Source organism: Duganella sp. GW821-FHT07F09 (assembly GCF_059418705.1).
In genome coordinates, this window is record NZ_JBWKQJ010000005.1 from 1 (window position 1) to 26,038 (window position 26,038).

Here is a 26,038-nt window from a genome sequence, read left to right on the forward strand (position 1 = left end):
TCTTCATGCAGAACTTTCAAAAATCTGAGTTTGGAAAATTCTACTTTTAAACGCGATCATTTGGTGGGGGGATTACCGAAGGTCTTCGGGTGCGAATTCGAGGACCATCGCCAGATCGAAGAGGTCCCGAGCTGTGGCTTGCTCTCCTCGGTGATACATTTTTTTTGCGACGATTTCGCCGGCAGTTTCCACCTTCACTTCGCGCCCATAGAGGCTCCAGACCTCGAACGCGTGGGGCGCCGCTAAAAGGTTCGGTGACGCAACAAAGTCGATCTCGCCTTCGTCCAAGTGCAACTTAACGTACGAGTCGCCGGAAGTATATTGGTCGTTGCATATCTCGGCGGCGACGTCGCTGAGCCTCGGATTTACATAACCTAGGCTCTGGGGATCGGGAACAAAGATATCGATATCCTTGCTGAAGCGGTGCCGGTAGCGCAACATCAAGACGGTACCACCACCGAAGGTAAAAAAAGGTTCTGATACCCCGCCGTGCTTAGCGATCTCGTCCATCAAGGTCAAGGCGTGAGGAAATAACTTCTTCCATATACCGTCGGGTAACGTTTCCATGTCTGTCATGTCCACATCCCTTTTCGAGCATCGGCCAATTCTTCAGCAAGCTGTGCCACATGTTCCCAAATTTCGGATGGCGGGGTTTGTTTGGCTTCAGCTACTTCCTCGACGGCCATCACAATCAACTCGACAGGTGCTTCTTCGAGAAGATGACCAATATGTGCTTCGTACCCTGGGGGGGCTTTTCCGGTTGCGAGCGATTTTCCTAGCATGGCGCTGGTGAGCTCTCCCCGATAGCGTATGCTAGAGGTCTTTGCGGCCATCCATAGGCCTCTTTTTTTTGGGGAATCCACAGTTACCATCCCTAACTGCATGCCGAGCACATTGAGTAGCCGTGCGATCCGTCGAAAGCTAAGATCGCTAATCGTACCGGCTTCGAGCTTTTGCACGGTTTGACGAGACAATTCCGCAAACTTTGCGAGGCGGGCTTGAGTTAAGCCTACCTCGAGCCGGCGCATTTTGATCGCGTCTCCTAGCGTTAACATGTCCATAGGTATACCCGCACGATGTTGAGCAATCGATTTCTACTGAATGTACAAAATAGTGTACATGATTGGGTGAGGCATTGGATGTTCTGCATACATTCACGTGCCCTTGTACCCCTCAACAACCGTTCCGAACATTTATCTACCACTGCGCCCGCATTCTTCTTCTATATGGGACACAATTCACCTTGAGGGTATTCTGCGGCAATGTCGGCCGCTCTGCATAGCGATCATCTTCTCAAACTGGTGTTCGGTTTTCAATCGCAGCTGACTCTGGCGGTCTCGCCAGTGGAAAGTCTACATCTGTTGCAAGTGATTCTCTTACTGAAAAGACCGTTCAGGGAGGCGTGCAAATTGGCTCGTTGCATGTGGAGGTACGGGAACGCCAGCGGCTTTGTCACCATGTTCAGTAAAGCTGTCGCCATCCCGTCGGCGCGCTAACCTCGCCGATCGCATCGCTTCACCCGCCAATTTCAGAGCGGAACTGTCCGGTCGAGGTATCGACCATCAGCTCAGGCACTGTGTTTCGCTGCCCGACTGATTTCTCAGGATGGTGTCCGCTCACGTGAAACAGCCCCCCGCACGCCACCTCACCGGTGATGATGGATCGCCGGGCGGGAGCGGCCGTTCCAGTGGCGCGTCGTCGCGGTCGCGCGATGCGAACATCGAATAAATCGCGCCCGCGCGGAAAATCGCGCTGAGGCGACGCTAGCGGCAGAGATGGCTTGATCAATCCTTTAAATGAATTGATGGATCATCCACGCCCAGCATTTCGCAGAGCACATCAACAATCAGATTGTGATCCGCACGCGAGACCAAACCGGAGACCGTGACACAAGCAAGCATGCCGCTTCCCTGAACATTGATGGGAAAGGATCCGCCGCCCGCCGCATATTCGTCATAAGGAAGACCGTAGCGCTCAGCCAGCGTCGTATTCGCCATCCTCATTTCTTCTTCAATAAAATAACTGCTGCGGCCGAAGTGCACGACAACGTTTCGTTTTTTGCGGCACCAGTCCTGGTTGTCATAGCTCGCGCCAGGCATCGCAACGAAGAAGAGCTGTCGCTCAAGGCGAGTAATGTCGATCACAATCGGCAACTGTTCCTGTAAGGCTCGCCTCTGTAACGCATTCCCGAGCTCCCAAGCTTCCGATTCAGTAAACTTCGCAAAGCTTAGCGTTGCCTCTTGACGAGCGATCAGGTCTAGGTTTGTACTAGCATCCATTGGCATCCCCCTATATCGAAGTACCGGTTGCATCAATATGGACTCGATCGCTGGCAGCCATGGGATATGCAACGTAGGCCAGACTGCAATTGTCCGGCGACCAGCTGTTGACGTTCAGGGTGCCTTGGCCGCCAAAGACGGAAGCCAGCACCGTCGCTTTTCCGCCGGCTGCAGGCATGAGTTTGATAAGTACATCCACGTCAGCCGGGTGACCAACTGTTTCGGGCGGGAAGCTAATGAAGGACAGCCATTTGCCATCTGGAGAAATATGAGGGAACCAATTCGAGCGTTCGTCTGAAGTTAGTTGCTCCAACGCGCCATCGGCGAGTGAAAGGCGATAAATCTGATGTTTGGAATCACCAGCACTGGCGGCAGCCATATTGAAATATATCCATCGCCCATCCGGCGAATACTCTGGCCCATCCGCGAGGTTGTCCGCACCGGTGTAGAAACAGTCTGTATGTGTGTTCAAATCCAAAGTCGCGATCCGCCGGACTCCGAAGGCGTCCTGACCATCAGTTTCAACAGCAACATACGCAAGTTGCTTTTCATCCGGCGAGATTCCGTGCAAAAAATATTGGAAGGCGCGGCTGGGGTGGTGATCGTTGGAAACTTGACGGGCCACGCCCCCGAGGATGGGAAGCTGATAAATATGTCCGCTTGCGCTGCCATAAATATGCCGGCCGTCAGGGGATATGACATGGTCGTTGTTGAAGGTATATACGTTTTCCACCTGGATCTTGTCAGGTTTCCCTGGACGAGCGGCGCCGATTTTATACAGCGCTCCCTCGGAATTAAACACGAGGAAGTCTCCGTCCGGTGTCCAGTTAGGGGCTTCAATTAAGCCTGCGGTTTCGAAAAGGATGGTTGGTTCCGTCCCATCAATGCGGACGGTCGTCAGTTGCGAACGCTGATTTTTCTGAAGTTTTCTCATGGTCTTGAATAAAAATGTGAAGGTCGATGCAACCTGACTTAGGCGCCAAATACCGTCTGATCATGTCCGCGCGACAGTGGGGTCGGGCGCTCGACCTTTGTGGTAATGCGTTGAAGTTGGCCGTTTTCCGTAGCGCGCTCTATTGCGATGAGCACCTCCAAAACATGGAGTGCGAGTTCGGCACTGGCCCGGTGAGGTCGCCCAGCCTTTATGCTTGCTGCCATCTCGATCACACCGAGGCCCCGATGATAGGCAACCATCTCACCATTGGGCAGCTCATAATTCGCTTGCCCAAACGCCCATTGCTCGGTGGGGGCGTCGCTCCAAGACGAGGAGTCGGTGCAGACCTGAACCCTACCGTCAAAAAAATTGGGGGAGGGGCCTACCAGGCAACCCTCGGTTCCCAATAGTTCCAGGGACGGTCCCTCTTGGTGGGCAATGGCATCCCAGGAAGCCGAGAAATTAATCACCGCACCGGTTTGGAATCGCAGGACCGCATAGATGGTCGTCGGTACCCGGACCGCGATTGCTGCGCCTCGGTCAGGGCCACTTCCAATGGTCCGCGTCTTCCGCCCGATACGTCCCATCGCCACCACTTCGGCAACCGGCCCGAGCAAGTGAACTAACTGGGTAACGTAGTAAGGGCCCACATCGAGAATTGGGCCCCCGCCTGGCTCGAAAAAGAACTGCGGATTGGGATGCCAGGATTCCATCCCGTTGGAATATACCTGAACGCTTCCTCCTACTACCTCGCCAATCACCCCCGCATCTATTTCAGCGCGACAGGCTTGGTGCGAAGCGCCCAGGAAAGTGTCTGACGCGCATCCTATGCGTAAGCCAAGCCGATCCGCTTCCGCGATCAGCAATTTGGCATCATCAATGTTCGTGGCCAAAGGTTTTTCCTGATAGAGATGCTTCCCTGCACGAAGGATCTGCAACCCCACTTCCGCATGGGCGGCAGGCGGAGTGAGATTCACAATGATGTCGATGTTCGGGGAAGTGAGCAAATCCTGAATGGTCATATAACGCAGCCCATGCTTTTCTGCGAGGGCGCGCGCCGCTTCGACCTTGCGGTCGGCACACGCAACCAAGCGGATATGAGGCGAGTCACTCAGTCCTTTGCAGTATGTATCGCTGATTGCACCACATCCAAGAATGGCAACGTTGAGCGTGTGTTCTTGATCCAACGTCGATTCTTTTGTATTCATTCCGTCTCCTTGTTCGATATTGCAGCCGACCACGAGGTTTGACCTTCAAGATAAATTTACCGGAAAGATTTTCAAATCATCCATCGTAAAACTCCGGCGTGATTGCAGGTTGTTCTAGATTTCTTCGAATGCCGGCTCTCCCGCTCGCCCAATTTTCTGAAGCGTCTCGCGGGAGCGGGGCGATTGCTTTCGCGCTCAAGCGGGATAAGATGCAGCGTCAAAAGTCTATCATTTAGGATTTGGAATCGGGTCGCGAAGTGGCATGCGTACGTCGCAAATCATTTTTGCGATGGACGCGGTGTTCGCGGGAATGGTGGTACGTTACCGCTCAAATAGCGATTGCTATCGGCCACTCGAAAGCGGCGAATTGGCTTCCGCGAGCAGTGTTCATATAAGATGGATCGACTGCGCGCCAGTCAGGAAAATCGAAAATGGGAGCTCGATGAACGCCGATGATTTGAGGAGCGAAAATACGATGCGTTGACGGAATCACCGACTCGCAGTTTTTTCAGTTGGGTGCACCGAAACGTGCCGCAGACAACTCGTCGTCGTCGTCGTGCTGTAGCGTGCCTAGCGATCGTTCCACCATACGGCGGATGGGCGGGTCGCCCGGCGAGATGTACATATCTCTAAGGGCACTGAAATTGGCTTCGTCTGACTTGGTCCTCCTGTTGTTGAGGCGGAGGTAGTCGAGCCAAGTCGGGATGCTATATCTTTCGATCCAAAGCTCGGGCTCCTCCAGATCACGAAACAGGGACCAGCTGGACGCACCGTCACGTAGTCGGAGGCGCCGGCGTTCTTGCATGACCGTGAGGAACGCGGCGACGCTCCCTTCGGCGATTCGATGTTCGATGCTTATGGCGATTGGACCGCTGCGCATTCGGATCTGCACATTGGTGCTGGGCTCACGCCATGCATCGCTGGGCGCGAGGTTCTCACTGTTGAAGTCGGTCATGGGGAAAAGCACACCGGCAACGATTAGCACCATATCAAAACCCGCCGCAATCGACAGCGATGCCGACGCTCCCCACATGCCGGCCATGACACCGGCAATGCCGCTGCCTACGGCCATTCCCAAATAGACTGCAATTTGATAGGTCGCCAGTGCGCGGGCCGTTACCCAACGCGGCGACGCCAACTGGATGCTTACATTGAGCGTAGCAAAAGCCATCAACCAGCCTGCGCCGGCGAGCGCCAGTAGCGGTGCCATGAGCCATAGACTGTTGAGCCATGCCGCACCCACTCCGCCGGCCGCAGCAAAAATGGCGGTCAACTGCATCATCTGCGCCGGACTAAAACGTTTGCGCAGATGCTTCAGCAACAAGGCGCTCGCCACCGCTCCTGCCCCAAAGCTTCCGAGAAGCATGCCATAGGTAAATGGACCACCTCCGAGGTGATCGCGCGCCACGATCGGCAGCAACGCGAGCAGCGGACACATCGCCAAGCTGAAGAGTACCGTGCGAACCAGCGATGCGCGCAAATGCGGTGACATCGCGGTGTAGCGCAACCCGGCCGCCATGGCTTCCCCAAGCCGCTCTGGAGGCAGCCGACGTGTTGGCCGGCGGGGCCGCCAGCAAGCGAGTGCGGCTAGCAGTCCAATGGTGCACACGGCACTGATGGAAAAGGCAGCGGTACTCCCAGCCAACGCGACGATTATGCCACCCAACGCCGGTCCCACGCTTCGGGCAGCATTGATGGCCACGGCGTTGTATGCGACAGCGGCGGGCAGCACCGGCTGCGGCACCATGTCACCCACGGAAGCTTGCCACGCAGGACCGTTTAGCGCGTTGCCGCATCCCACCAAGAACGTGAAGGCGAGCAAGGTCCAAGGAGAGATCGGGCCTGTTGCGGAAAGTAGCGCCAGTATGCTGGAGACTATCAGCAGAAAGCCCTGCGCTATAAGGAGCACCGTGCGCCGATCGCGGTTGTCGGCGATGGCGCCGGAAGGCAGTCCCAGCAGGACAAAGGGCAGACTAGTCGAGGCCTGCACTAGCGCGATGATGTGCGGTGGCGCATGCGATGCAACCATGAGCCAGGAAGCACCGACAAGTTGAATCACCGAGCCGAAGTTCGATACGGCGTTGGCCATCCACATCGTGCGGAACACCGGATACGATAAAGGGTGAGAATTGTCCACTCGCTTACTCTACCCGAATACCGGCGGCAGGAACATCCCTCGAAACCACGCAATCGAGCAGGCGCCGAAGGCTGCGCCTGCGTGTGAATTCCTTGCTGCGATTGGGCTCGTTCAGCGCGGAACGATACACCATCCGCTACTTTTGATTACGACGCAAAACTCTATTGCGTATGGCAATCGCAGCGGCAAGTGGCGCTCTCATGAAGACGACATGCGTTACCCCTACTTCTGATTTTGACCACGAACCCGTTCGCCTAGCTGAGGATGGTCGAGGCAAGGTTGGACACGCTTGCCGAAACCCGGGTGGAACCTTCAGTTTTGCGCCCCACGCAAATGCGCTTGCACACTTTCGGCCGTTGTGGAGCCAATGATGTTTCCTATAGCATCGATCTGCGCCAATTGAATGACTTGCTTGACAGCTTTTGGCGTCATCAAGTTAGTGCTGCAAAACTTTGAACGGTTTGATTCATTTTTGGCGAATCTGCATAGTCGCATAGCCTTCCCCGTGGCAGACGTTTGCGTCCCACATTGGCGGGAGACAAACGGTACGGTGTACCGAACAAGAAAGATAGGTGAATACATTGAACATAGAATCTAAAGCCGTCGCTGATACCGGTTCTTCCGAACTTTTTAGACAGCGTATTGCACAAGCCCTGCCGTCAGCGAACATCCCGACGCTACTTTTGCTGCTCTACCAATTCACCGGCGACGATTACTGGATTAAAGCGCCGTTCGAACCCAAGAAAAGCCGTTGGGATGATAACGATTCTGGCGGGTTGTCACCCGAGCTTCAGGAAGAAATTCGTGAGGCCGCGCTAAAAGCCATCGTCGCATGGCGAGAGGGTACATCGATCGCCAAGGCGGACCTCACTTCTGAAGAATTGATTCAGATGATGACCGTGTCTGAAGCGGAGCCGATTCCTCCGGAGTATGGTGAGATGATTCTTCACAAGCTGCGGCGCTATTCAGGATCGGTGCCGGCCCCTGTCAACTTGCCGCCAGGGTTCAAGATCTTGATCGTTGGTGCCGGCATGTCTGGCATTGCCACAGCCGTCCGGCTGAAGCAACTTGGTGTGCCATATATTCATATCGAAAAGCAGGACAGGACTGGCGGGGTATGGCATTCGCACCATTTTCCCGGATGTGGCGTCGACACGCCCGGCCACCTGTATTCATATACGTTCGCAAGTGGGAACTGGACGAAATTCTTCCCGATGCAGCGCGAGCTCGACGATTACTTCAGCCGCGTGGCCCGTGATTTTGGCGTCGAGGATTCAATCCAATACGGTACCGAATGCATGGAAACCCGTTACGACGAAGCCGCCCACAAGTGGACTTCCGTGCTGCGCCATGCGGATGGCAAGGTCGAATCGATCGAATCCAACGTCGTAATTTCTTGTGTTGGAGGATTTACCACTCCCAAATGGCCGAATGTCGAAGGACTGATGGACTTCGATGGACCAGTGGTTCATACGTCGAATTGGGACCCTGCGGTGGTGATCGAAGGCAAACGCGTGGCTGTGCTCGGTAATGGCGCATCCGCGATGCAAGTTGTGCCGGCCATTGCGGGGATGGTATCGGAGATGACCGTTTTCCAACGCTCGCACCAGTGGGCCGCACCATTTCCCAAGTTGCGCATGCCTGTACCTGAGCCGGTTCGTGTTCTGTTGCGCGAGGTTCCGCACTACGAGTGGCTGTATCGCCTTCGCCTCAGCTGGATTTTTGACAGCCAGGTTCATGATGCCCTGCAGCGAGATCCTGATTGGCCGCATCCGGAACGCTCGGTTAACAAGGCAAATGATGGGCACCGGGAGGCCTATACAAAATACATTCAAACACAACTCGCCGACCGGCCTGATCTGATTGCCAAAGTCGTTCCTACCTATCCGCCGTTCGGCAAGCGAATGCTGTTGGATAACGGCTGGTATGAAACGTTGAAGAAGCATCATGTGTCATTGGTGGACAGCGCGGTCGAGCGGGTTGAAGGAAAGTCCATCATTGCTGCTAACGGTGAATCCCGCGAGGTCGATGTGTTGGTCGTCGCTTCGGGCTACGACGTCTCTCGCTTCCTGTTACCGATTAATGTGTATGGTCGCGGTGGCGTGAGTGTCCGCGAAGCTTGGAACGATGTGGACTGCCAAGCCTATTTAGGAACCGTTGTGCCAGGCTTCCCCAACTTCTTCATGCTCTATGGACCGAACACCGCCCTTGGTCATGGGGGCAGCTTCATCTTTACTGTCGAAAGTCAGATTGACTATATCTTGTCGGTGCTGCGCGAAATGGGCAACCAGAATCTCGCTGAAGTCGATTGTAAGCAGGATGTCTATGAGCGCTACAATCAGACCATCCAGGACATGCATAGCAAGATGATTTGGAGCCATCCCGGCATGTCGACGTATTTCCGGAACGACCATGGGCGCATCGTCACCAACAGCTCGTGGAGGTTGATCGATTATTGGAATATGACCAAGGACGTCAATTTGGATGACTATTCGGTCGTGCCTATGCGGACCAGCATTCGTGTAGCCAATGTGAGGATTGTTTCGAAATAATCGCTCCAAGGGGATCGGTAGGGGGGGCTTTGAGACGGGTAATGCCCGCCAAAGGCCTGGCGTCGTCATCGTAAGGGAAGGCAAGCAATGAATCTGGAAGACAGGGTTGACAAGGCGGTCGCCAGCGCAATCGCGAAGAATGCGATCGCGGGGGCGGTGACCATGGTCGCGAAAGACGGCAAGGTGGTATATAGAAAAGCCGCAGGGCACTTCGATCGGGAGGCGGGCGTTCCAATGTTTCCTGAGGCGATTTTTCGACTCGCATCAGTCACTAAGCCGATCGTGTCTGCCACCGCGCTGGCGATGGTCGATGCCGGCGTCTTGCATTTGACGGACGTGGTGTCCGAGCACATTCCCTGGTTCAAACCGAAGCTGCCGGACGGATCGCAGCCATCAATAACCATCCGGCATCTACTCAACCACACGTCTGGCCTCACCTACGCAATACCGCCCGAAACAGGCGTAACTGCGGGTCTGGTGGATTCAAACCTCTCATTGAAAGAGAATTTCTCTCTTTACAGCGAGCGCATTAACTTGTTGTTCAAACCCGGCGAGGGCTGGGAATACGGCGTAAGCACTGATGTTCTCGGCGCGGTGATCGAACACGCTTCGGATGGCTCCCTGCATGACGCGCTCCAAAAATATGTGGGTATCCCCTTGGGTTGGAACGACACGGGCTTCTTGGTCCGCGACCAAGACCGCAGCCGACTGGCAATACCGTACACCAACGACGCCGGGAATCTTCGGCCCATCACCGCTGATTCGGAATTGATTTTTGACATCGATGGGAGTCCGTTCTTTTTTGTGTCGCCGCGGCGCGCGTTCAACGCCAAAGCATTTCAGTCCGGCGGCGCCGGCGCCGTTGGCACCGCCGACGAGATCCTGGCGTTTCTCGAGACCATACGCCTTGGCGGTGCTCCGATCCTCCAGGCCGACACCGTCGCGGCAGCGGTCAGCAATCAAGTCGGTGGCCTGACTCTCGGCGGCCGCGATGCCGGCCAGTGTTTCGGCTATCTCTCGGCTATCATTGTTGACCCGAAACCCAGTGGCCGAGTGCTCCCCAAAGGCACTTTACGTTGGGGAGGCGCTTGGGGGCACGAGTGGTTCTTGGATATCGCAAACGGGATCAGCGCCGTCATGATGACCAACACAACCGTGGAAGGTGTGGTTGGCGCCTATACGCGAGACATTCCGGCAGCGATCTACGGGCTCGAGAGCCCTGAGCCCCAAAAACCATAAATGAGAATTGGAGGAACCATGCAGCATCCCAATGCGAGTCGCGTCATTCTTACGCGTAACGAAGAAGACGGCTCGTCAGATTTTGAGATCCTTAATGTCAAAGCAGAGACGCCGGTAGACGACGCAGGAAATCCAGTGTTCACGGTGACGCAACTCTGGGGGACGGCCGACGGCATTCCGCAGGTTGGCTCCGGGGTCAATCCGGCGCAAGTGATCGAGCCATGGTTTCCAGCTCCCGGCGGCGTTCGGTTTCGCCTTTTCACGTTTTTGCCTGACCCGGTCAAGCAAAAAACGGCTGAGCTGGGTACGTCAGTGTCGCTTGATAAGGCGCAAGGGGAGGGGCTGTCCAGTTTTTCCGAGGCCTTTGATCCGGAACGCCCTGGCATGCATATCTCTGATTCCGTCGACTTCGTTCTGGTGCTATCGGGGGAGGTCGTCATGGAACTGGAGCGGCGGGAAATCCTGTTGAAAGAGGGGGATGTTTTCATCATGCGCGGGGGATGGCACAACTTCCGCAACGAGACCGACAAACCATGCACTGTCGTTTCATGCATGGTCGGCGCACACCGCGAAAGTACTTGATTCCGATTGCCACGATTGTCTTTACCGGAGATTTCAAAAAATGCCCAGAATGACCACTCGCCTGCGAGCCTTGCTGGCAAGGCCGCATGCGCTTCTGGCGCCAGGTGCTTTCGGCCCGATGCCAGCCAAGCTCGCGCAACGCGCTGGCTTTGAAGCCGTCTACTTACCGGGAGGTGGCACCGCACTCAACCGGCTTGGCGTTGCCGATGTTGGCACTATCACCATGACGGAAATGGTCGATGCCGCAGCAGCCGTCGCGCAATGTTTGAATGTCCCCGTGATTTGCGACGCGGACAGCGGTTTTGGAAACCACCTTAACATGCAGCGCACGGTGCGCGAATACGAACGGGCCGGCGTTGCAGCGATACACGTGGAAGATCAGGCGTTTCCGAAAAAATCGGGACATTCGACGGGTAAAATCTTGCTGCCGCTGGAGGAGGCCGCCCAAAGGATCAGGGCGGCAGTGGATGCCAGGACGGATCCCGACTTTATGATTATCGCGCGTTGCGATGCGATGTCAGTCGGAGGGTTGGAAGAAGTCGTCCGGCGGTGCACCGCCTACAAGCGAGCCGGGGCGGATATGCTTTTTGTCGAAGCACCCAATTCGTTGGAAGCGGTTACAGCCATTCCTCAATTAATCCCGGGCCCACATTTATTCAATATGTCGGCCGGTGGCTCAACACCTGTGCTAACGATCGAAGAGGTGGGGCGGCTTGGATACCGGTTGATGATCATGCCCAACTTCTCCGCGCTCGTGGCGATCAAGGCAATGCGTGAGATGTATGCCGAAATATATCGCACCGGTTCTGTCGCGACGATTAAAACGCGTGGCGTGTCATTCCAGGAGCTTCAAGAGCTCGGGGAGCTTGCGGACTACGAGGCATTGGACCGCAAATATAGTGCCGCACGGGACGCCGGTTAGTTCGTCTGCACTCACACAGGACCAGCGAATCCCGGGTGGGAGGGCGCCGCGGCTCACTCGTCGGCGACCGACCCGGCGGGCACCTGCGTTGCTCCGTCTGCCGCTGTGAAGGAAAATAGCTCGACGAGGAAATCCACGAATACACGGACCTTGCGCGACATGCCTCGCGTCGAGGACCACACAGCAAAAAGATCCGCATCGCCAGGATGCGGATTGACTTCATGCTCTTTCAACACGTGCACAAGCTTGCCTTGCGCCAGTAGATCTCGCACCATCCATTCAAATACGACGACGACACCGATGCCCGACAGTGCCGCATTCAATAAGCTCGGACTGCTGTCGGAAGAGAAGTTTCCGCGGATATCGATTTCTTCAATTTCATCGCCTTTGGAGAATCGCCACCGATGGGCATTAATCGGCGTGTAGTAGAGGCAGTTATGGGCGCGCAAATCGCCGGGGGCGGCAGGTATGCCCATACGCTCGAAATAGCCGGGTGAGCCACACACGACCCGCTTGCTTTTGCAAAGGCGCCGCGCCACCACGCTTTCCGGTAGCGGGGCCAGCCAGACGGCGACATCAATGTTATTCGCTATAAGGTCACGGCGTTCATCCGTGACGATAAAGTTAATCTTCAAATCGGGATGGGCAGCTAGCAATTTGTGCATGCTGGGTAACAGAATCATTGCCGCCGACTGCCGCAACGTCACGCGCAGTTGCCCGCGCACATCGTGCTGCAATGACTTGACTTCGGACACTGCAGCATCGAGGTCGGTCGACAGTCCGATCATTCGATCATAGAATGCGCGCCCGATCTCCGTGAGTGACAACCCGCGCGTGTTCCTGTGCAAAAGTCGCACACCCAGATCCTCCTCCAGCATTTTAACGCGACGCGTCACGGCACTGATCGACATCCCTTTTGCCGCACGTGAAAAACTGCCAGCCTCTACAACCTCAATGAATGTTTTAATATTCGCGAAATTTTCCATCCTGCCTTACCTTTTGTCGCGCAAACGAGCTGTTCACCGACATGGGTGATTGGAAGATGTCGGTGCAAAACGCGCCAATCTTAGCAGACGTTTCCTCTTCTGACCGTTAACTTTTTAGAATTGCCCCTGCCGCCATCCGCTCATCCTTCAAAAGGCGAGGCTTGCGCTGATATTGCACGCAACGCAAAACTGCTTGGCGGCGCGCCCAGTGGTTAGTGGCATGGAAAAGCTCTACACTTGGTCGGCCATTCCTGCCTGAGCGGGAAACTTGCAATGGAAGTAACGATGGGATCGGTTGCCGTCATCGGCGGCGCGGCTGCAGCAATGGGGGCCGCGATTTCTTCGTTTGGCATGCAAACCACCCCATCGGGTGACCGTTCACTACGAAACGTAAGGAATCCAGACAATGACAATAATGGTAACTGGCATCGGCTTTGTGGGCGCATACATCGTGCGCCAGCTGGTTGCCTCGGGGGAGAAAGTTGTGGTCTATGGCTTGTTCGGCGGCAGGCCCGGGCAAGCAGAACCTTTTCCTGACATCGAAAACGCCCAATACATGCTGGGAGCGGAGGCCTGGGCCAAGGTTTCCGTTGTCGTCGGAGATATTACCGACATCACGCTGCTGAACGATACGATCCAGCGATTCGGCGTCACGCGCATCATCCATATGGCCGCAATGGTGGCAGTCGCCTCGGAAGCCAACCTGTCGGCCGCAGTGAATGTCAATGTCGGCGGATGCATTGCACTTTTTGAGGCCGCGCTAAAACAAGGCGTCCGGCGCGTGGTGTGGGCCAGTTCGATCAATGTCTTCGGGCCCAAGTCCGTCTCCGCGCGGGGAACCATTTGCGACGATAGTCCACTTGATCCGACGGGTGCATATGGCGCCACAAAGGCCTTCGTCGAGATGCTCGCCAAGCGATATTTTGTCAACCACGGCTTGTCGGTGGTTGGACTGCGGCTTGGAAAGGTTTATGGATTTGGCGAGCATGTCAAGGCTGGCCGCGGCGGTGGCAATATGTGGTTCAGCAATCTTCTCGAAAATCCGGCGCGTGGGCGTGGGCCCAACATCGTGCCCTTCGCCGAACAACGGCTCGATTTCCAGTATGCCGAAGATGTTGCCTCGGCCTTTATAACCGCCGTAAATTCGACCGACGGTGCAGGCGAAAGCTTCCTCAATTCAGGAGACTGCCGGTATATACGCGAAGCTTTCGATTTCGTGCAGTCAAGCCTTCCGGAAGCACGAATGCAGCTGGTGGAGGGTGCGGAAGCGGCCGGCCTCAAACCTGGGGCACCCACAACCTGGATGCAGCAGTTCGATGGATTCCGAGGCCAGCAGGTACTGAAGCTTGCGCCGCGCTACCGTATGGAAGATGGTCTGCTTGCAACCATCAACGCCTATCGGCGCCTTGACGGGTTGCCGGAAGTTGCCGATCCCCGCACCCGCTGAAGCGAATCTGTCAACAATAGTTTGGAAATGAATATGACACAATCAATAGCCCAACAACTGGCCGCATTCACCACGGCGCAACGTTATGAGGATACTCCCGGCGACGTCGTCCACGAAGCCAAGCGCATCCTGCTGGATTCCATCGGCTGTGCGATCGGTGGCATCGCGCTACATAAAAGTCGAATCGCGGTGGATTTTGCCCGCATCCAAGCCCCGGGTGACGCATCTTGCACAATTTATGGGTCGCCGGTACGGGCTTCACTTTTTGGCGCTGCCTTCGCCAATGGCGAAGCTATCAATGCCCTGGACTTCGACGCCATTTTGCCACCAGGCCATGTCTCGCCGTATGTCCTTCCCGCAATGCTGGGAGTTGCCGAGATAAATGGTGTTTCGGGCCGTGAACTCATCATGGCCACCGCAATCGCCCATGAAATGACCAACCGGTTCGGCAAGGCCATGGATTACATTCGCGATATCGCTGACGGCAAGCACCGCATGCCGGATATCCTCGGCTACACCAGCTCGGTGTTCGGCGCCACCGCGTCGGTGTTGCGCCTTTGGGGAGAAAGTGCGGAAACCACCACGCACGCCCTGTCGATCGCAGCCGCCATCACGCCCGTAAACTCGCATCGTTCCTGGCTTGAACATACGCCGGTTTCGACCATCAAATACACCATGGCGGGACCGATAACGCAGGCGTGCCTGACGGCGGCCCACATGGCCCAGCTCGGCCACCGGGGAGATCCGGCCGTGTTCGATGACGCGACGTATGGATACCGAAAATTTATAGGCTCCGCGCGCTGGGAGCCCGAGCGGATGTTGAAAGAGATCGGCCAACATTGGTATTTTTCGAAGGAGAATTCCTTCAAGGTCTACCCGCACTGCCGCGCGTTGCATGGGCTGTTGGACCTCCTTGTGGAAATCCTCGATGGCAACGACATTGCGACCGATGAAATTGAGGCGATCCGGGCCTGGGGCGAAGGGCACACGGAACGCGCTTGTTGGACGACGCGCGACATTGCTGACCCTGTCGACGGTCAATTCAGCGCCGCGCACGGCTTGGCGGTTGGCGCGCAACGTCTTCCGAAATCAAATATCTGGCAATCGCCGGAGGTGGTGTTGGCGCCCCATGTGCTAGACCTGATGGGTAAGATCACCTGCCTCGTTCACCCGGATTGGGCGCGCCTGGTCGCGACCGATCCGGCTGCCAGACCGTCCCGCGTGGAAGTCGATGCGCGTGGCAAGACCTTCGTTGCCGAGTTGATGTATCCGCGCGGCACACCAGGAAGCGCAGGCGGGATTGGCATGTCCGACAAGGAACTCGCGGACAAGTTCCGTCTGAACGCCGATGGAATACTGCAGCCCTCCGTCATTGAACGGGTGATCGAAGGATTCTTTACGCTCGAAGATGCGTCGAATGTGGCGAGTCTGCTCAAGGCATGCGCCGCGCCGCAATAGCACCAACCCTGTATAGACCAATATAAAACATGAAATGGAGAAGAGGATGAACCCGAGCTACGATTTCACTGACCAAGTCGCCCTTGTCACGGGCGCCGGTTCCGGCATTGGACTTGCTGCGGCCCGCCAGTTCGCCCAATCGGGGGCGGCGGTCGTTCTGGTGGACATTAACGAAGATCTGGTCAGGGCCAAAGTCAAGGAACTGGAAGCCGCCGGTTACAGGGCGATGGGCTTGCGCTGTGATGTCTCCAATGAGAGCGAAGTCGAGGCTATGGTACGAACGGTGGTCGACGTCTACGGTCGACTTGATATGGCTTTCAACAATGCCGGCATCATCGACCCGCCAGCGGAAATTGCCGATGTAACAGCCGAAAACTTTGACCGGGTAAGCCAGGTCAATACGCGCGGCACCTGGGCTTGCATGAAATACGAACTTCGCCAGATGCGAAAACAGGGCAGTGGCGCCATAGTCAATTGCTCCTCCATCAGTGGTCTGATCGGTGGCGCGGGCCGCTCGACTTACCATGCTTCGAAGCACGCAATCATTGGTCTGACGACCAGCGCCGCACTGGAATATGCCGATCGGGGAATCCGCGTGAACGTCATCTGCCCAGGCACGATCGACACGCCCATGGTCGATGCCATGGTGGAGAAGGGGGAGTTGGACCGGATCCAGGCGGTCTCAAAGATGCCGATCAAACGCATCGCAACGCCGGATGAAGTCGCTTCCGTGGTGCTGTTCTTGTGCAGTCCGGGCGCCAGCTTTATCGTCGGTGTCGCACTGCCGGTTGATGGCGGCTTCGTGGTGCAGTGATGGGCATGCCGATGCGATTAAGCAGCCTCCCGAAGTCGCGACTCGATGCCACGCAACGCGCACTTTTTGAAGTGATCGCCGAGGGCCCGCGCGCTAAAGGCAGACAGTTGTTCCCGCTCGTCGATGCCGATGGCGCCTTGACCGGACCTTTTGGCATCCTGGTGCATTTTCCAGCGTTGGGGCTGCCCCTGCAGGAGTTGGGTTCCGCCATTCGGTATCAAACGGGCCTGAGCGACCGCGCCCGGGAAATTGCGATCCTGTGTGTCGCCCAATACAGCGACAGCGCCTTCGAGCGCTATGCGCATGAGCGGGTGGGCCGGGCCGCCGGCCTGTCCGAGACCGAATTGGTTGCTCTTGCCTCTGGAAATTTTGCCAGCGCCGACGCGTCCGAAACGGCAACGTATGCGTTGGCCCAACGCCTGCTTGCTGGCGACTTGCCGGTTTCCGACACCGCATACGCCGAACTGCGTGATTGCCTGGGAGAGGCGGCGATCTTTGAAGTGACGATCTTGGTCGGCTATTACCGGACACTGGCGCAGCTACTCCATGTGTTCGACGTAGGTATTCCCGCAGAGCCGCCCGCCCATCTAAATCATTTTGTCGAAAATAGGAAGCTTCCATGAGAACCATTTCATCCCGCCCCTCTGAGGTCTTTGAAAAAACGGCCTATCCCCGCATCGGGATGTATATCGACGGCGCGTGGATCTATGATCGCGATCCTTTACATGTCGTCCGCAATCCAAGCACTGAAAACGAGCTCGGACCGGTGCCGGCCGCGACGCCGCAAGATCTTGAGAACGCTTTGCGGTCGGCGGAGGCGGGGTTCTTGATCTGGCGCGATACGTCAGCGACGGAACGTGCTCGGACGATACTGTCGGCGGCCAAGCTGTTACGCGAAAGATTGAAAGATATCGCGTGCATCATTTCCCTTGAAAACGGCAAGACACTGGCGGCATCGGAAAGCGAGATAGACCGATGCTGCAATTTTCTGGAGTGGGAAGCAGGCCAGGCTCAACGCGCTTATGGCTTGATTGTTCCGGGTGAACCCGGTGCGCAGAAGCTGCTGCTCCGGCAGCCGATCGGCCCGGTCTTGGCGATCACGCCATGGAATGTTCCGATGAGCTCTGCGGCGCGCAAAATTTCGGCCGCGCTTGCCGCTGGGTGTTCCGTGATCTTAAAGCCCGCAGAGGAAACGCCAGGCACCGCCTGCGCACTGGTAAAGTGCTTTGAGGATGCGGGCCTCCCGGCCGGCGTGCTGAATCTGGTGACCGGAAATCCTGGTTTGATTTCGAGTACGCTGATCGCTTCTCCAGTGATCCGTCTTGTCGCGTTCACCGGCTCCACGGGGGTAGGCAAACATCTCACCGAGCTTGCTGCCAGGGCAATGAAGCCGGTCTTGATGGAACTCGGCGGAAATGCACCGGTGATCATCGGGCCTGATGTCGATGTAGAAAGAGTGGCCATCTTGTCGGCAGAAGCCAAATCGCGAATGAGCGGATTGATGTGCACGTCGGCCTCGCGTTTTATTATCCATCAAGACATTTATCGTGACTTCGTTGATGCGTTTGCCGATGCGTTGTCAAAGTACCGGGTAGGCGACGGATTCGATCCCGCAGCACAAATGGGACCGCTCGCCAACCGCCGCCGCATCGAATCAGCGGAATCAATGGTCCATGACGCGACGCGGCGCGGTGCCCGCCTGGCAACAGGTGGGAAACGCATCGGCAATAGAGGCCATTACTTCGAGCCCACAGTATTGGCGGATGTCCCTCTCGATGCCGATGCGATGACAATCGAGCCGTTCAATCCCATCGCGGCGTGCGTGTCGGTACCCGATCTCGGAGCCGCGCTGAAAGTTGCCAATAGTGTCCATGTTGCACTTGCCGGTTATGCTTTCAGCAACTCCCTTGTCGACGTCGAGCGATTGCAGCGTGATCTCGAAGTCGGAATGCTCTCAATTAATCATTTCGGCACGCCAGATGCCGACACGCCGTTTGGAGGCAATAAGGACACGGGTATCGGACGCGAAGGCGGGCCGTCGTCGCTCGACGCCTTCCTCGTCCAGAAGACGGTGCTTTTGCACGCCCGGCCGGTTTAGACGCTCATCACATACGTGCGGACGTCGTTGGACGTTCCGCACCTAACCTGCGGATGCCTGGGTGAACAGGCGTCGCGCAGCGCCCCCGCCACGTGCATGGCCGATCCAACCCTGCCACCGCCCATTCCTTCGGCTGCCGCCGTCCTGGCGCATCCTGCACCACTGCCCCGATCTCCGCCCGGTCAACCCAGGCTGCCCACTTCTGCATCCCCTGTCACGGGGGCGGAGGTCGTCATTTTTACGATCAATTGCGTGAAACGCAAAAATGTTTGACTTCCAGGTCCATTTTTGAATGTCATGAAAGTGGGTAGTATCGGTCAAATAATTGATGGGGCAGATTGGCTGCCCTGAATATAAAGGAGGAGACGAATGAAAGCCATAATTCTGGCCACTGGGGGTGTGCTGTTTGCGGGAAGCGCCGTCACTGGGGCTGCGGCTGATAATCAGCAATCGAACGATGTCGAGCGCGTTGTGGTGACGGCCAACCGGACCGAGACACTGCTGTCGCAAACGCCACTGTCAATGAGCGTTTTGTCCGGCAAGGAGCTTGTTCACGCCGGCATCACCGACCCTACCGCGTTGGCAGTCGAAGTGCCCAGTTTGTCGATCGTGAGGAACAACGGCCTGCAAATTACCATCCGCGGCGTCACGTCGTCCGACAACACCGAAAAGGGCGATCCGTCAGCGGCGTTCATGTTAAATGGCATCTATATCGCGCGGCCCCAGGAGCAGGAAGTGAGCTTCTACGATGTCGAGCGCGTCGAGGTGCTGCGCGGGCCCCAAGGGACGCTGTACGGCCGCAATTCGACCGCCGGTGTCATCAACGTTCTCAGCGTTAAGCCAAAATTCGTGTTCGGAGGATCGGTCGATACCTCGTACGGCAATTTTGGCGACGCCAATGCGACGGCGGTCATTAACACGCCCGTCAGTGAGACGGTGGCTGTCCGCATGGCGGTGAATCGCAGCAAACGGGATAACTACATCATTCACGGGAATGCTTCGGACGGCGTCACCCTCGATCCATTCAAGGACGACCTGTCCGGGCGGCTGTCGGTACTGTTCAAACCGAACTCGGCATTTAACGCGTTGATCGTCGGCGACTACAGCAAGATGAAGGGTGTCTACGATTACACGGTACCAACGAGTAATTTTTACGCCGATGTGAACCCCGGGGGGACTAGCTTTTCCACGGCGACCCACTTAGATCAAAGCAGCCGTGCTTACCGCACGAATTCGACCCCTTATGCTCAGCAAGGCAGGCGTGACAACGACAATAAGGGATTGATGGCCGAACTCAATTTCGACGCCGGCTTCGGTAAGTTCACCTACCTGGGCTCCCACCGTCAATTTGATCGGGCGGAGATCCAGAACTTCGGGACCGGGGCGATCATGGCCGACTTTAATGCCGCCTATCGCGAGAATTCACACGAACTCCGCTTGGTGGCCGACGTAGGCCCGGTGCAAGTCCAATCGGGCGTCTATTACTTCCGCGAGAAGTCCGCGCTCCAGCTATCGTTGTTCAACCTGCTCGGTCCTGACACCGGCTACCAGTTCTTGCGCAACCCAACGATTTCGGAGAACAAGTCCGCATTTACCCAGGCGACTTACGAGGCGACGCCTGAGCTCAGGCTGACCTTCGGCGCGCGATATTCGGAGGATAGGAAGTCGCGCGTAGGTTCGTCCGTTCAGAATAACTATTCGGCTGTGCCCAACGCCTACAACCTCGGGACGCTGTTAAGCTCCACGACGCTGGAAACGACCTCGGCCGACCGCACCTTCAGCAAGGCGACCTGGCGGGCTGGCGTCGACTATGACACGTCGCTGGGTCTTGTCTATGGTTCTGTGGCCACGGGTTACAAGGCGGGTGGATTCAACGATGGGTGCGAGGTTGGTCAGGGTAGCGGATGTTCGATGACCGCGAACGCACTCTATTACACGCCGGAGTCCCTGACCGCATACGAGGTCGGCTTTAAGATCCGTCCCGCCGCCTGGCTCCAGCTCAACGGATCCGCATTCCGCTACGATTACAAGGATCTCCAACTTTCGCAGTCCGAAAATATCTGTGGGCCGAGCGGCAATCTCCCTTGCACGGTGACGAGGAACGCCGCGTCCGCCACGATCGATGGCGTTGAACTGGACGCCAAAGCGAAGCTTTCCCAGAATTTCACGCTGAAGCTGGGGGTCAACCACCTCAATGCGCGTTACGACGATTATAAGCCGAGACCTGGCATCGATCTTTCCGGGCGCAAGCTCGATCGCAGTCCTGGCTGGACGGGCGAGGCGGGCATTATTTATTCGACCGCTGTGGGGACCGGAAAGCTGGCCGCGAATCTGAGCACGCGCTATAGCGGCAGCTACGACCTCACGGATGGCGGTAGCTTGGTATTCTTCAACCAGCCAAGTTTCACAAAATCGGACGCGTCGTTGACCTACAGCGCCGCGCGGGACGCGTGGTATGTATCGGCGTTCGTCAAGAACATCGAGAACAAGGTGACGGTGACCAATGCGACCGCCGATGGCTTCAATGGCGTGACCTTTTCCGATCCGCGTCTGTTCGGGCTGCGTGCGGGCCTGAAGTTCTGACACCTCGGCGCGTACCGAACTTGAAGGCTTGATCCACGGGGGCACATGCGATGCGATGCACGCGTCCCCGCCGGCAAGTCGATATTCCTTTGCCGCTGTAGAGCAGCGCATAGCAGACTGAAAGATCACTCCCCATGGATAGAAATGTAGATGAACGCGCCGACGAAGTCGTTGGTCGGATGTCACCTGAAGAAAAGGTTATGCTCACCCACGGGGTTCTCGCCGTCCCCATCGGAGCGGTATCGAGCGAGATTCCGCCCGGCGCCGTCCTGGGGGCCGGGTTCGTACAAGGAATTCCCAGGCTCGGGATACCAAACCTGACTGAAACCGATGCCAGTCTTGGCGTCTCCTATGTCAAGGGATTACGCAATGACGTTTCCACGGCGCTGCCCTCGGCACTGTCGATGGCTTCCAGCTGGAACCCGGATCTGGTGCGCCGGGGAGGGGAAATCATCGGTGCAGAAGCGCACGCCAAGGGATTCAATGTCCTCCTCGGCGGCGGCGTCAACCTGATGCGCGATCCGCGCAACGGACGCACGTTCGAATACTATTCGGAAGATCCCCTGTTGTCGGCGGTCCTGGCCGGACATGCGATTGCGGGCGTACAGTCCAACCATGTCATGTGCACCATCAAGCACCTCGCGTTGAACGGCCAGGAGACGGGCAGAAAATTCGCCGATGTGAAGATCTCGGACGCCAACGCGCGCGAGAGTGACCTGCTTGCCTTTGAGATGGGAATTGAGATCGGCCAGCCCGGCGCCGTAATGGGGGCCTACAATCGGGTCAACGGGGAACAGGCGTGCGCGAGCCATTACCTGATGAATGACGTATTGAAAGGCGGCTGGAAATACAAGGGCTTCGTGATGTCGGATTGGGGCGCCGTGCCCGGGCCGGAGGCCGCGCTGGCCGGATTGGACCAGCAATCTGGAGAACAACTCGACGGGGGCGTGTATTTTGGCGCGATGCTGGCTGAATTGGCGCGTTCCGACGCCCGCTATGCGGCACGCATCGACGATATGAATCGCAGAATTCTTCGTTCGATCTACGCGTGCGGACTCGACGCGCATCCCGCGAAACCCGGAGGAGAAATCGACTATGAAGGACACGCCCAAGTGGCCGAAACTTTGGCGGCACAGGGCATCGTCCTGCTTCGGAACCGCCAAAACACCTTGCCATTGTGCGAGAAGGTGAAAACCGTGCTGGTCGTCGGAGGACACGCCGACACCGGCGTGCTCTCCGGCGGAGGATCCAGCCAGGTTCACGGGGCGGGAGGGCCGGCACTGAACCTGCCGATCGGCGGCTCTGGCCCGTTTGCGAGTTTTATCACCGAACAGTACCACCAGTCGGTTCCGATCGAGGCCATCCGCAAACGGGTTCCGAATGCCGAGGTTCGTTTCCGCAGCGGATATTATCCGTCCGAGGCGGCAGCCCAGGCGGCGCGTGCGGACGCCGTCATTGTATTTGCCAACGTCTGGTGCGCCGAGGGCGTTGACTTGCCTGATCTGACGCTGCCGCGCGGCCAGGATGAATTGATTCGTGCGATCACGGCGGTCAACCAGAACACGATTGTCGTGCTGCAGACGGGTGCGCCGGTTCTGATGCCCTGGCTCGAAGGTGCGGCCGCCGTCGTGCAGGCATGGTATCCGGGCTGTCGTGGCGCGGAGGCGATTGCAGCCGTCCTGTTCGGCGACGTGAATCCCTCTGGCCGCTTGCCGATCAGTTTTCCCGCGAGCGAGTCCGATCTGCCGCGACCGCGGGTCGACGGCTTCGACAAGTTCGAGCCCAATCTGGGGGGAGATGCGCCCAACAAAGAAGCTGAACTGCCGATCGACTACGACATTGAAGGCTCTGATGTCGGGTATCGGTGGTTCGCCCGTGAAGGGATCGCGCCGCTGTTCCCGTTCGGGTTCGGACTCTCGTACACGACATTTTCTGCGACGGAATTGCGCATCGACGGGCTGGCGGTGACGTTCCTGGTCACCAACACTGGAACCCGGGCGGGCGCAACGGTGGGTCAGCTCTATCTCGTCACGCGCGCAGGTGTTGCGAAGCGGCGCCTGGTTGGCTTTGAACGGGTCGAGCTCGAGCCCGGGGCGTCGCGCAGGGTCATGCTCAGCATCGATCCACGCCTGCTTGCCGATTGGAGCGGCACGGACTGGAACATGCCTGCGGGCGAATACGTCTTCGCGCTGGGAGATGACGCGGTCGCGTTGGGTGAACGTGCGACGGCCGAATTTTCCGGCTGCACATGGGGGAGTTGATCGTGCACGGCGCGGTCATAGCCAATATGGCCGCGCGTCCCGATTCGAGGCAACGCTGGCCGTCGAGGTGGCAAGGCGACGCGCCGCGCAAGCTTCCCCCGCCCGTCTCGGAGCGCTACCACGAGTTGTTTTACATTCGGTCCGCCAGCGATCCTGACAGCAGGCCAGCCGCGCGGCGTGCTACGCCGAACCACGCCCGCGCAAAAGCACAATGAGACATTACAAGGTTAAATAATGAATAGCAAAAGTATCGCAGAAGGAGGTCGACCGCGCGCGGGATGGCCGGTAATGCTTGCCTATTGGCTTGCGCAGTTCGCCGCCTGGCTAGGTTTGTTGACCCCGGTTGTCATGACCTTGGCCATCCGAGTCGGCGAGGTCGCCGACTCGTCCGAAAAGGCGCGCTGGCTAGGTCTGATTACCGGCATCGGCGCGGTGGCTGCGGTGGCTGCCTCGCCCATATGGGGGCGTATTTCCGACCGTTCGGACTTCCGTATTGGAAAACGAAAGTTCTGGATCATTGTGGGCTCGCTCTCGTTGCTTACCGGCCTGGTGATCATGGCATACGCTCCCAATCCATGGTGGCTGCTGTGTGGCTGGCTGGTGTGTCAGGTGGGATCGAACGCGGGGCAGGCGGCGTTAATGGCAGTGATGTCCGATGTCATACCCGAGGAGCAGCACGGCATCATGTCGGCGCTCTTGGGCGTCGCGCCGACAGCCGCCATCATGGTGGGCGTGTTCATTACCCAATTCACCTCGGGAAACCAGGTTGCGATGTTCCTGGTTCCCTGGTTGCTGTCGCCGATCGCCGTTGCCATCTTCGTGGCAATCGTGCCGGAAGGCACAGTGTCGATCCGGCGTTTGGATGGACCGGACATGGCAGTCTCCACCCCGAGTCCGGACTTGAAATCCTACGTTGATTTCAGTTGGGCGTTCGTCAGCAGGTTTCTGGTTCTGTGCTCATACGCATTCCCGTTGACCTACCAGGTCTATTTCATGACCGACCATCTTCACATTCCGCAAAACGAGATCGGCTATTACATGACCATCACGACCTCGGTTGGCGGTGCCTTGTCGTTGCTCGTCTCATTCTTGGGCGGATGGCTTTCGGACAGATTTTTGCGTCGTAAGCCGTTCGTTATTGTTGCCGCCGTGGCGTTGGCGGTAGGGTCTCTCGGCTTGGCCTTCGCAGACTCTTTCGCGCAGATGCTGGTAGCCATGGTCGCGATTAGTGTCGGACAGGGCCTTTACTACGCCGTGGACATGGCGCTGTGTGTCGAAGTATTGCCAAATCGTGATAATGCGGCACGCGACCTCGGCATTCTCAACGCGGCAAGTACCCTGCCACAATCCTTTGCCCCGGCGGTAGCGCCGTTTGTGTTGGCAATTGCTACTGGCGCTTCTGTTGGCGCGAATTATCCGCTGTTATTCATGGTTGGGTTCGCACTCGCCCTGGTGGGTGCGCTGGCCATTTTACCTATTCGTCATGTCCGCTAACAAACAGCAAAACTTTACGCAGAGCGGCATCTCGGCTATTGATGTGCGCTTCAAGAAGAGGTTCGCTACCATTTTTCGCGCGAGGGCAATTGTTACCCCAATCCCGATCGAGCGTTCCGTGTGGGCTTAGGTTCATTAAAAACTTGGGCACACCAATTTGCAACGATCCAATTGTATTTGGTCGCCCTGAACAGCCCAGCAAAGAACTATTGTTGGTGACTCGGGAATATTGCTTGAATAATGGTCCATTAGTGGTTTTTCGCCTTCTTGACACGTACGTCCAACCTAGTCATTATCAGTATCGAAGCGCTCAGTAACGTGTCACTTGATACTACCTTAACGTTATCGAGTTATTCATCATTTCCTGTGTTGTTAATGTTCTGCGTGGTGCAGCTTATGGCAGTTTGAGGCTGGTATGCATTTCAGTCAATGGTTTAATCAATTTGAAAGAGACCGAAAATGAAAAAGCCATTCTTTGTAATCTTGTTGGGATTTTTAGCTGCTACCTTCAACGCTACGGCGGGCGAGGGCGGCCGCGGTTCGGCCGAGGAGGCGATTGCCTTGACCAAGAAAGCGATAACTTATATCAAGGAAAATGGAAAAGAAAAGGCTTTCGCCGAATTTAATAACCCTAACGGAAAGTTCCGCGATCGGGATCTATATATCGTTGTTTATGATATTACCGGGGTCAAGCGAGCGCATGGCGCCAATCTAAAAATGATCGGGAAAAACAATCTCGAATTAAAAGATATGGATGGTAATTATTTGATCAAGGATTTTATTAAGCTTGCTAATGGTTCCGGAAAAGGATGGGTCGATTATCGATGGCCCAACCCTACCTCCAAGGTGATCGAATCAAAATCTACCTATGTGGAAAGAGTGGATGATCTGGTTGTGGGCTGCGGTATATATAAGGGCTAGTGGTGGCCTTTCCGGCGGTGGCTTACATGAAGAGGCCGCCGGACTTGGGTGAATTCTTGATCAGGTGACGGTGTGGGAACATTCGAAATGCCCACGGAGCCGACATCGGTTTGCTGCGCCGGT

At 56.8% G+C, this 26,038-nt stretch carries 20 protein-coding genes; 13 read left to right on the top strand and 7 right to left on the bottom strand.

The window, feature by feature from the left end; translation table 11 throughout:
• Positions 1 to 72 precede the first annotated feature (72 nt).
• The 6 genes from AC07P1_RS14480 to AC07P1_RS14505 form a co-directional block, all read right to left on the bottom strand.
• Complete coding sequence (locus AC07P1_RS14480) at positions 73 to 576, bottom strand: nucleotidyl transferase AbiEii/AbiGii toxin family protein (RefSeq protein ID WP_494696474.1); 504 nt, start codon at positions 574 to 576, stop codon at positions 73 to 75.
• Positions 573 to 1,061, bottom strand: coding sequence for a helix-turn-helix transcriptional regulator (locus AC07P1_RS14485; RefSeq protein ID WP_494696475.1), 489 nt, complete (start codon positions 1,059 to 1,061; stop codon positions 573 to 575). The genes AC07P1_RS14480 and AC07P1_RS14485 overlap by 4 nt, the downstream gene beginning before the upstream one ends.
• A 723-nt stretch (positions 1,062 to 1,784) precedes the next feature.
• On the bottom strand, positions 1,785 to 2,279 hold the full coding sequence (locus tag AC07P1_RS14490) for a heme-degrading domain-containing protein (protein WP_494696476.1): 495 nt from the start codon (positions 2,277 to 2,279) through the stop codon (positions 1,785 to 1,787).
• Between the two features lie 10 nt (positions 2,280 to 2,289).
• Complete coding sequence (locus tag AC07P1_RS14495) at positions 2,290 to 3,213, bottom strand: TolB family protein (RefSeq protein WP_494696477.1); 924 nt, start codon at positions 3,211 to 3,213, stop codon at positions 2,290 to 2,292.
• Positions 3,214 to 3,251: 38 nt separating this feature from the next.
• Positions 3,252 to 4,421 (bottom strand): Gfo/Idh/MocA family protein, encoded by a 1,170-nt coding sequence (locus AC07P1_RS14500; protein ID WP_494696478.1) that lies wholly within the window; start codon positions 4,419 to 4,421, stop codon positions 3,252 to 3,254.
• Between the two features lie 508 nt (positions 4,422 to 4,929).
• Entirely contained in the window at positions 4,930 to 6,558 is a 1,629-nt protein-coding gene (locus AC07P1_RS14505; RefSeq protein WP_494696479.1) for an MFS transporter, read from the bottom strand.
• Positions 6,559 to 7,130: 572 nt separating this feature from the next.
• On the opposite strand from AC07P1_RS14505, the gene AC07P1_RS14510 reads away from it, so the two are divergent.
• The 4 genes from AC07P1_RS14510 (at position 7,131) to AC07P1_RS14525 (ending at position 11,853) form a co-directional block, all read left to right on the top strand.
• Positions 7,131 to 9,110, top strand: coding sequence for a flavin-containing monooxygenase (locus AC07P1_RS14510; RefSeq protein WP_494696480.1), 1,980 nt, complete (start codon positions 7,131 to 7,133; stop codon positions 9,108 to 9,110).
• Positions 9,111 to 9,197: 87 nt separating this feature from the next.
• On the top strand, positions 9,198 to 10,349 hold the full coding sequence (locus AC07P1_RS14515; protein WP_494696481.1) for a serine hydrolase domain-containing protein: 1,152 nt from the start codon (positions 9,198 to 9,200) through the stop codon (positions 10,347 to 10,349).
• An 18-nt stretch (positions 10,350 to 10,367) separates the two neighbouring features.
• Complete coding sequence (locus tag AC07P1_RS14520; protein ID WP_494696482.1) at positions 10,368 to 10,931, top strand: cupin domain-containing protein; 564 nt, start codon at positions 10,368 to 10,370, stop codon at positions 10,929 to 10,931.
• A 49-nt stretch (positions 10,932 to 10,980) separates the two neighbouring features.
• Positions 10,981 to 11,853: an isocitrate lyase/PEP mutase family protein gene (locus AC07P1_RS14525; protein WP_494696483.1), complete on the top strand. Its 873-nt coding sequence runs from the start codon at positions 10,981 to 10,983 to the stop codon at positions 11,851 to 11,853.
• Between the two features lie 53 nt (positions 11,854 to 11,906).
• On the opposite strand, the gene AC07P1_RS14530 is transcribed toward AC07P1_RS14525, so the two are convergent.
• Positions 11,907 to 12,839, bottom strand: coding sequence for a LysR family transcriptional regulator (locus tag AC07P1_RS14530; protein ID WP_494696484.1), 933 nt, complete (start codon positions 12,837 to 12,839; stop codon positions 11,907 to 11,909).
• Positions 12,840 to 13,245: 406 nt separating this feature from the next.
• Between AC07P1_RS14530 and AC07P1_RS14535 the strand changes: the two genes are divergently transcribed.
• The 9 genes from AC07P1_RS14535 (at position 13,246) to AC07P1_RS14575 (ending at position 25,915) form a co-directional block, all read left to right on the top strand.
• Positions 13,246 to 14,286: an NAD-dependent epimerase/dehydratase family protein gene (locus tag AC07P1_RS14535; protein WP_494696485.1), complete on the top strand. Its 1,041-nt coding sequence runs from the start codon at positions 13,246 to 13,248 to the stop codon at positions 14,284 to 14,286.
• A 33-nt stretch (positions 14,287 to 14,319) separates the two neighbouring features.
• Positions 14,320 to 15,744, top strand: coding sequence for an MmgE/PrpD family protein (locus AC07P1_RS14540; RefSeq protein ID WP_494696486.1), 1,425 nt, complete (start codon positions 14,320 to 14,322; stop codon positions 15,742 to 15,744).
• Positions 15,745 to 15,790: 46 nt separating this feature from the next.
• The gene (locus AC07P1_RS14545; protein ID WP_494696487.1) at positions 15,791 to 16,558 is read left to right on the top strand and encodes a glucose 1-dehydrogenase; all 768 of its coding nucleotides are present in this window, start codon (positions 15,791 to 15,793) and stop codon (positions 16,556 to 16,558) included.
• Positions 16,558 to 17,181 carry a carboxymuconolactone decarboxylase family protein gene (locus tag AC07P1_RS14550; RefSeq protein ID WP_494696488.1) on the top strand — a complete coding sequence of 208 codons (624 nt, stop codon included), beginning with the start codon at positions 16,558 to 16,560 and terminating at the stop codon, positions 17,179 to 17,181. Before AC07P1_RS14545 ends, AC07P1_RS14550 begins: the two co-directional genes overlap by 1 nt.
• The gene (locus tag AC07P1_RS14555) at positions 17,178 to 18,656 is read left to right on the top strand and encodes an NAD-dependent succinate-semialdehyde dehydrogenase (protein ID WP_494696489.1); all 1,479 of its coding nucleotides are present in this window, start codon (positions 17,178 to 17,180) and stop codon (positions 18,654 to 18,656) included. The genes AC07P1_RS14550 and AC07P1_RS14555 overlap by 4 nt, the downstream gene beginning before the upstream one ends.
• Positions 18,657 to 19,025: 369 nt before the next feature.
• Positions 19,026 to 21,239 (top strand): TonB-dependent receptor, encoded by a 2,214-nt coding sequence (locus AC07P1_RS14560; protein ID WP_494696490.1) that lies wholly within the window; start codon positions 19,026 to 19,028, stop codon positions 21,237 to 21,239.
• 134 nt (positions 21,240 to 21,373) lie between these two features.
• Positions 21,374 to 23,500, top strand: a complete 2,127-nt coding sequence (locus AC07P1_RS14565) for a beta-glucosidase family protein (protein ID WP_494696491.1) — start codon at positions 21,374 to 21,376, stop codon at positions 23,498 to 23,500.
• A 234-nt stretch (positions 23,501 to 23,734) separates the two neighbouring features.
• A complete protein-coding gene (locus AC07P1_RS14570) occupies positions 23,735 to 24,994 on the top strand; it encodes an MFS transporter (RefSeq protein WP_494696492.1) in 1,260 nt (419 codons plus the stop codon).
• Positions 24,995 to 25,453: 459 nt separating this feature from the next.
• Entirely contained in the window at positions 25,454 to 25,915 is a 462-nt protein-coding gene (locus AC07P1_RS14575; RefSeq protein ID WP_494696493.1) for a cache domain-containing protein, read from the top strand.
• Positions 25,916 to 26,038 lie beyond the last annotated feature (123 nt).

Bases quoted from the DNA above. Each gene is read 5' to 3' on its own strand.
- AC07P1_RS14530 (WP_494696484.1), bottom strand. From the start codon at position 12,839: ATGGAAAATTTCGCGAATATTAAAACATTCATTGAGGTTGTAGAGGCT.
- AC07P1_RS14550 (WP_494696488.1), top strand. From the start codon at position 16,558: ATGGGCATGCCGATGCGATTAAGCAGCCTCCCGAAGTCGCGACTCGAT.
- AC07P1_RS14535 (WP_494696485.1), top strand. From the start codon at position 13,246: ATGACAATAATGGTAACTGGCATCGGCTTTGTGGGCGCATACATCGTG.
- AC07P1_RS14540 (WP_494696486.1), top strand. From the start codon at position 14,320: ATGACACAATCAATAGCCCAACAACTGGCCGCATTCACCACGGCGCAA.
- AC07P1_RS14500 (WP_494696478.1), bottom strand. From the start codon at position 4,421: ATGAATACAAAAGAATCGACGTTGGATCAAGAACACACGCTCAACGTT.
- AC07P1_RS14560 (WP_494696490.1), top strand. From the start codon at position 19,026: ATGAAAGCCATAATTCTGGCCACTGGGGGTGTGCTGTTTGCGGGAAGC.
- AC07P1_RS14485 (WP_494696475.1), bottom strand. From the start codon at position 1,061: ATGGACATGTTAACGCTAGGAGACGCGATCAAAATGCGCCGGCTCGAG.
- AC07P1_RS14555 (WP_494696489.1), top strand. From the start codon at position 17,178: ATGAGAACCATTTCATCCCGCCCCTCTGAGGTCTTTGAAAAAACGGCC.
- AC07P1_RS14480 (WP_494696474.1), bottom strand. From the start codon at position 576: ATGACAGACATGGAAACGTTACCCGACGGTATATGGAAGAAGTTATTT.
- AC07P1_RS14565 (WP_494696491.1), top strand. From the start codon at position 21,374: ATGGATAGAAATGTAGATGAACGCGCCGACGAAGTCGTTGGTCGGATG.
- AC07P1_RS14490 (WP_494696476.1), bottom strand. From the start codon at position 2,279: ATGGATGCTAGTACAAACCTAGACCTGATCGCTCGTCAAGAGGCAACG.
- AC07P1_RS14545 (WP_494696487.1), top strand. From the start codon at position 15,791: ATGAACCCGAGCTACGATTTCACTGACCAAGTCGCCCTTGTCACGGGC.
- AC07P1_RS14575 (WP_494696493.1), top strand. From the start codon at position 25,454: ATGAAAAAGCCATTCTTTGTAATCTTGTTGGGATTTTTAGCTGCTACC.
- AC07P1_RS14570 (WP_494696492.1), top strand. From the start codon at position 23,735: ATGAATAGCAAAAGTATCGCAGAAGGAGGTCGACCGCGCGCGGGATGG.
- AC07P1_RS14520 (WP_494696482.1), top strand. From the start codon at position 10,368: ATGCAGCATCCCAATGCGAGTCGCGTCATTCTTACGCGTAACGAAGAA.
- AC07P1_RS14495 (WP_494696477.1), bottom strand. From the start codon at position 3,213: ATGAGAAAACTTCAGAAAAATCAGCGTTCGCAACTGACGACCGTCCGC.
- AC07P1_RS14515 (WP_494696481.1), top strand. From the start codon at position 9,198: ATGAATCTGGAAGACAGGGTTGACAAGGCGGTCGCCAGCGCAATCGCG.
- AC07P1_RS14525 (WP_494696483.1), top strand. From the start codon at position 10,981: ATGACCACTCGCCTGCGAGCCTTGCTGGCAAGGCCGCATGCGCTTCTG.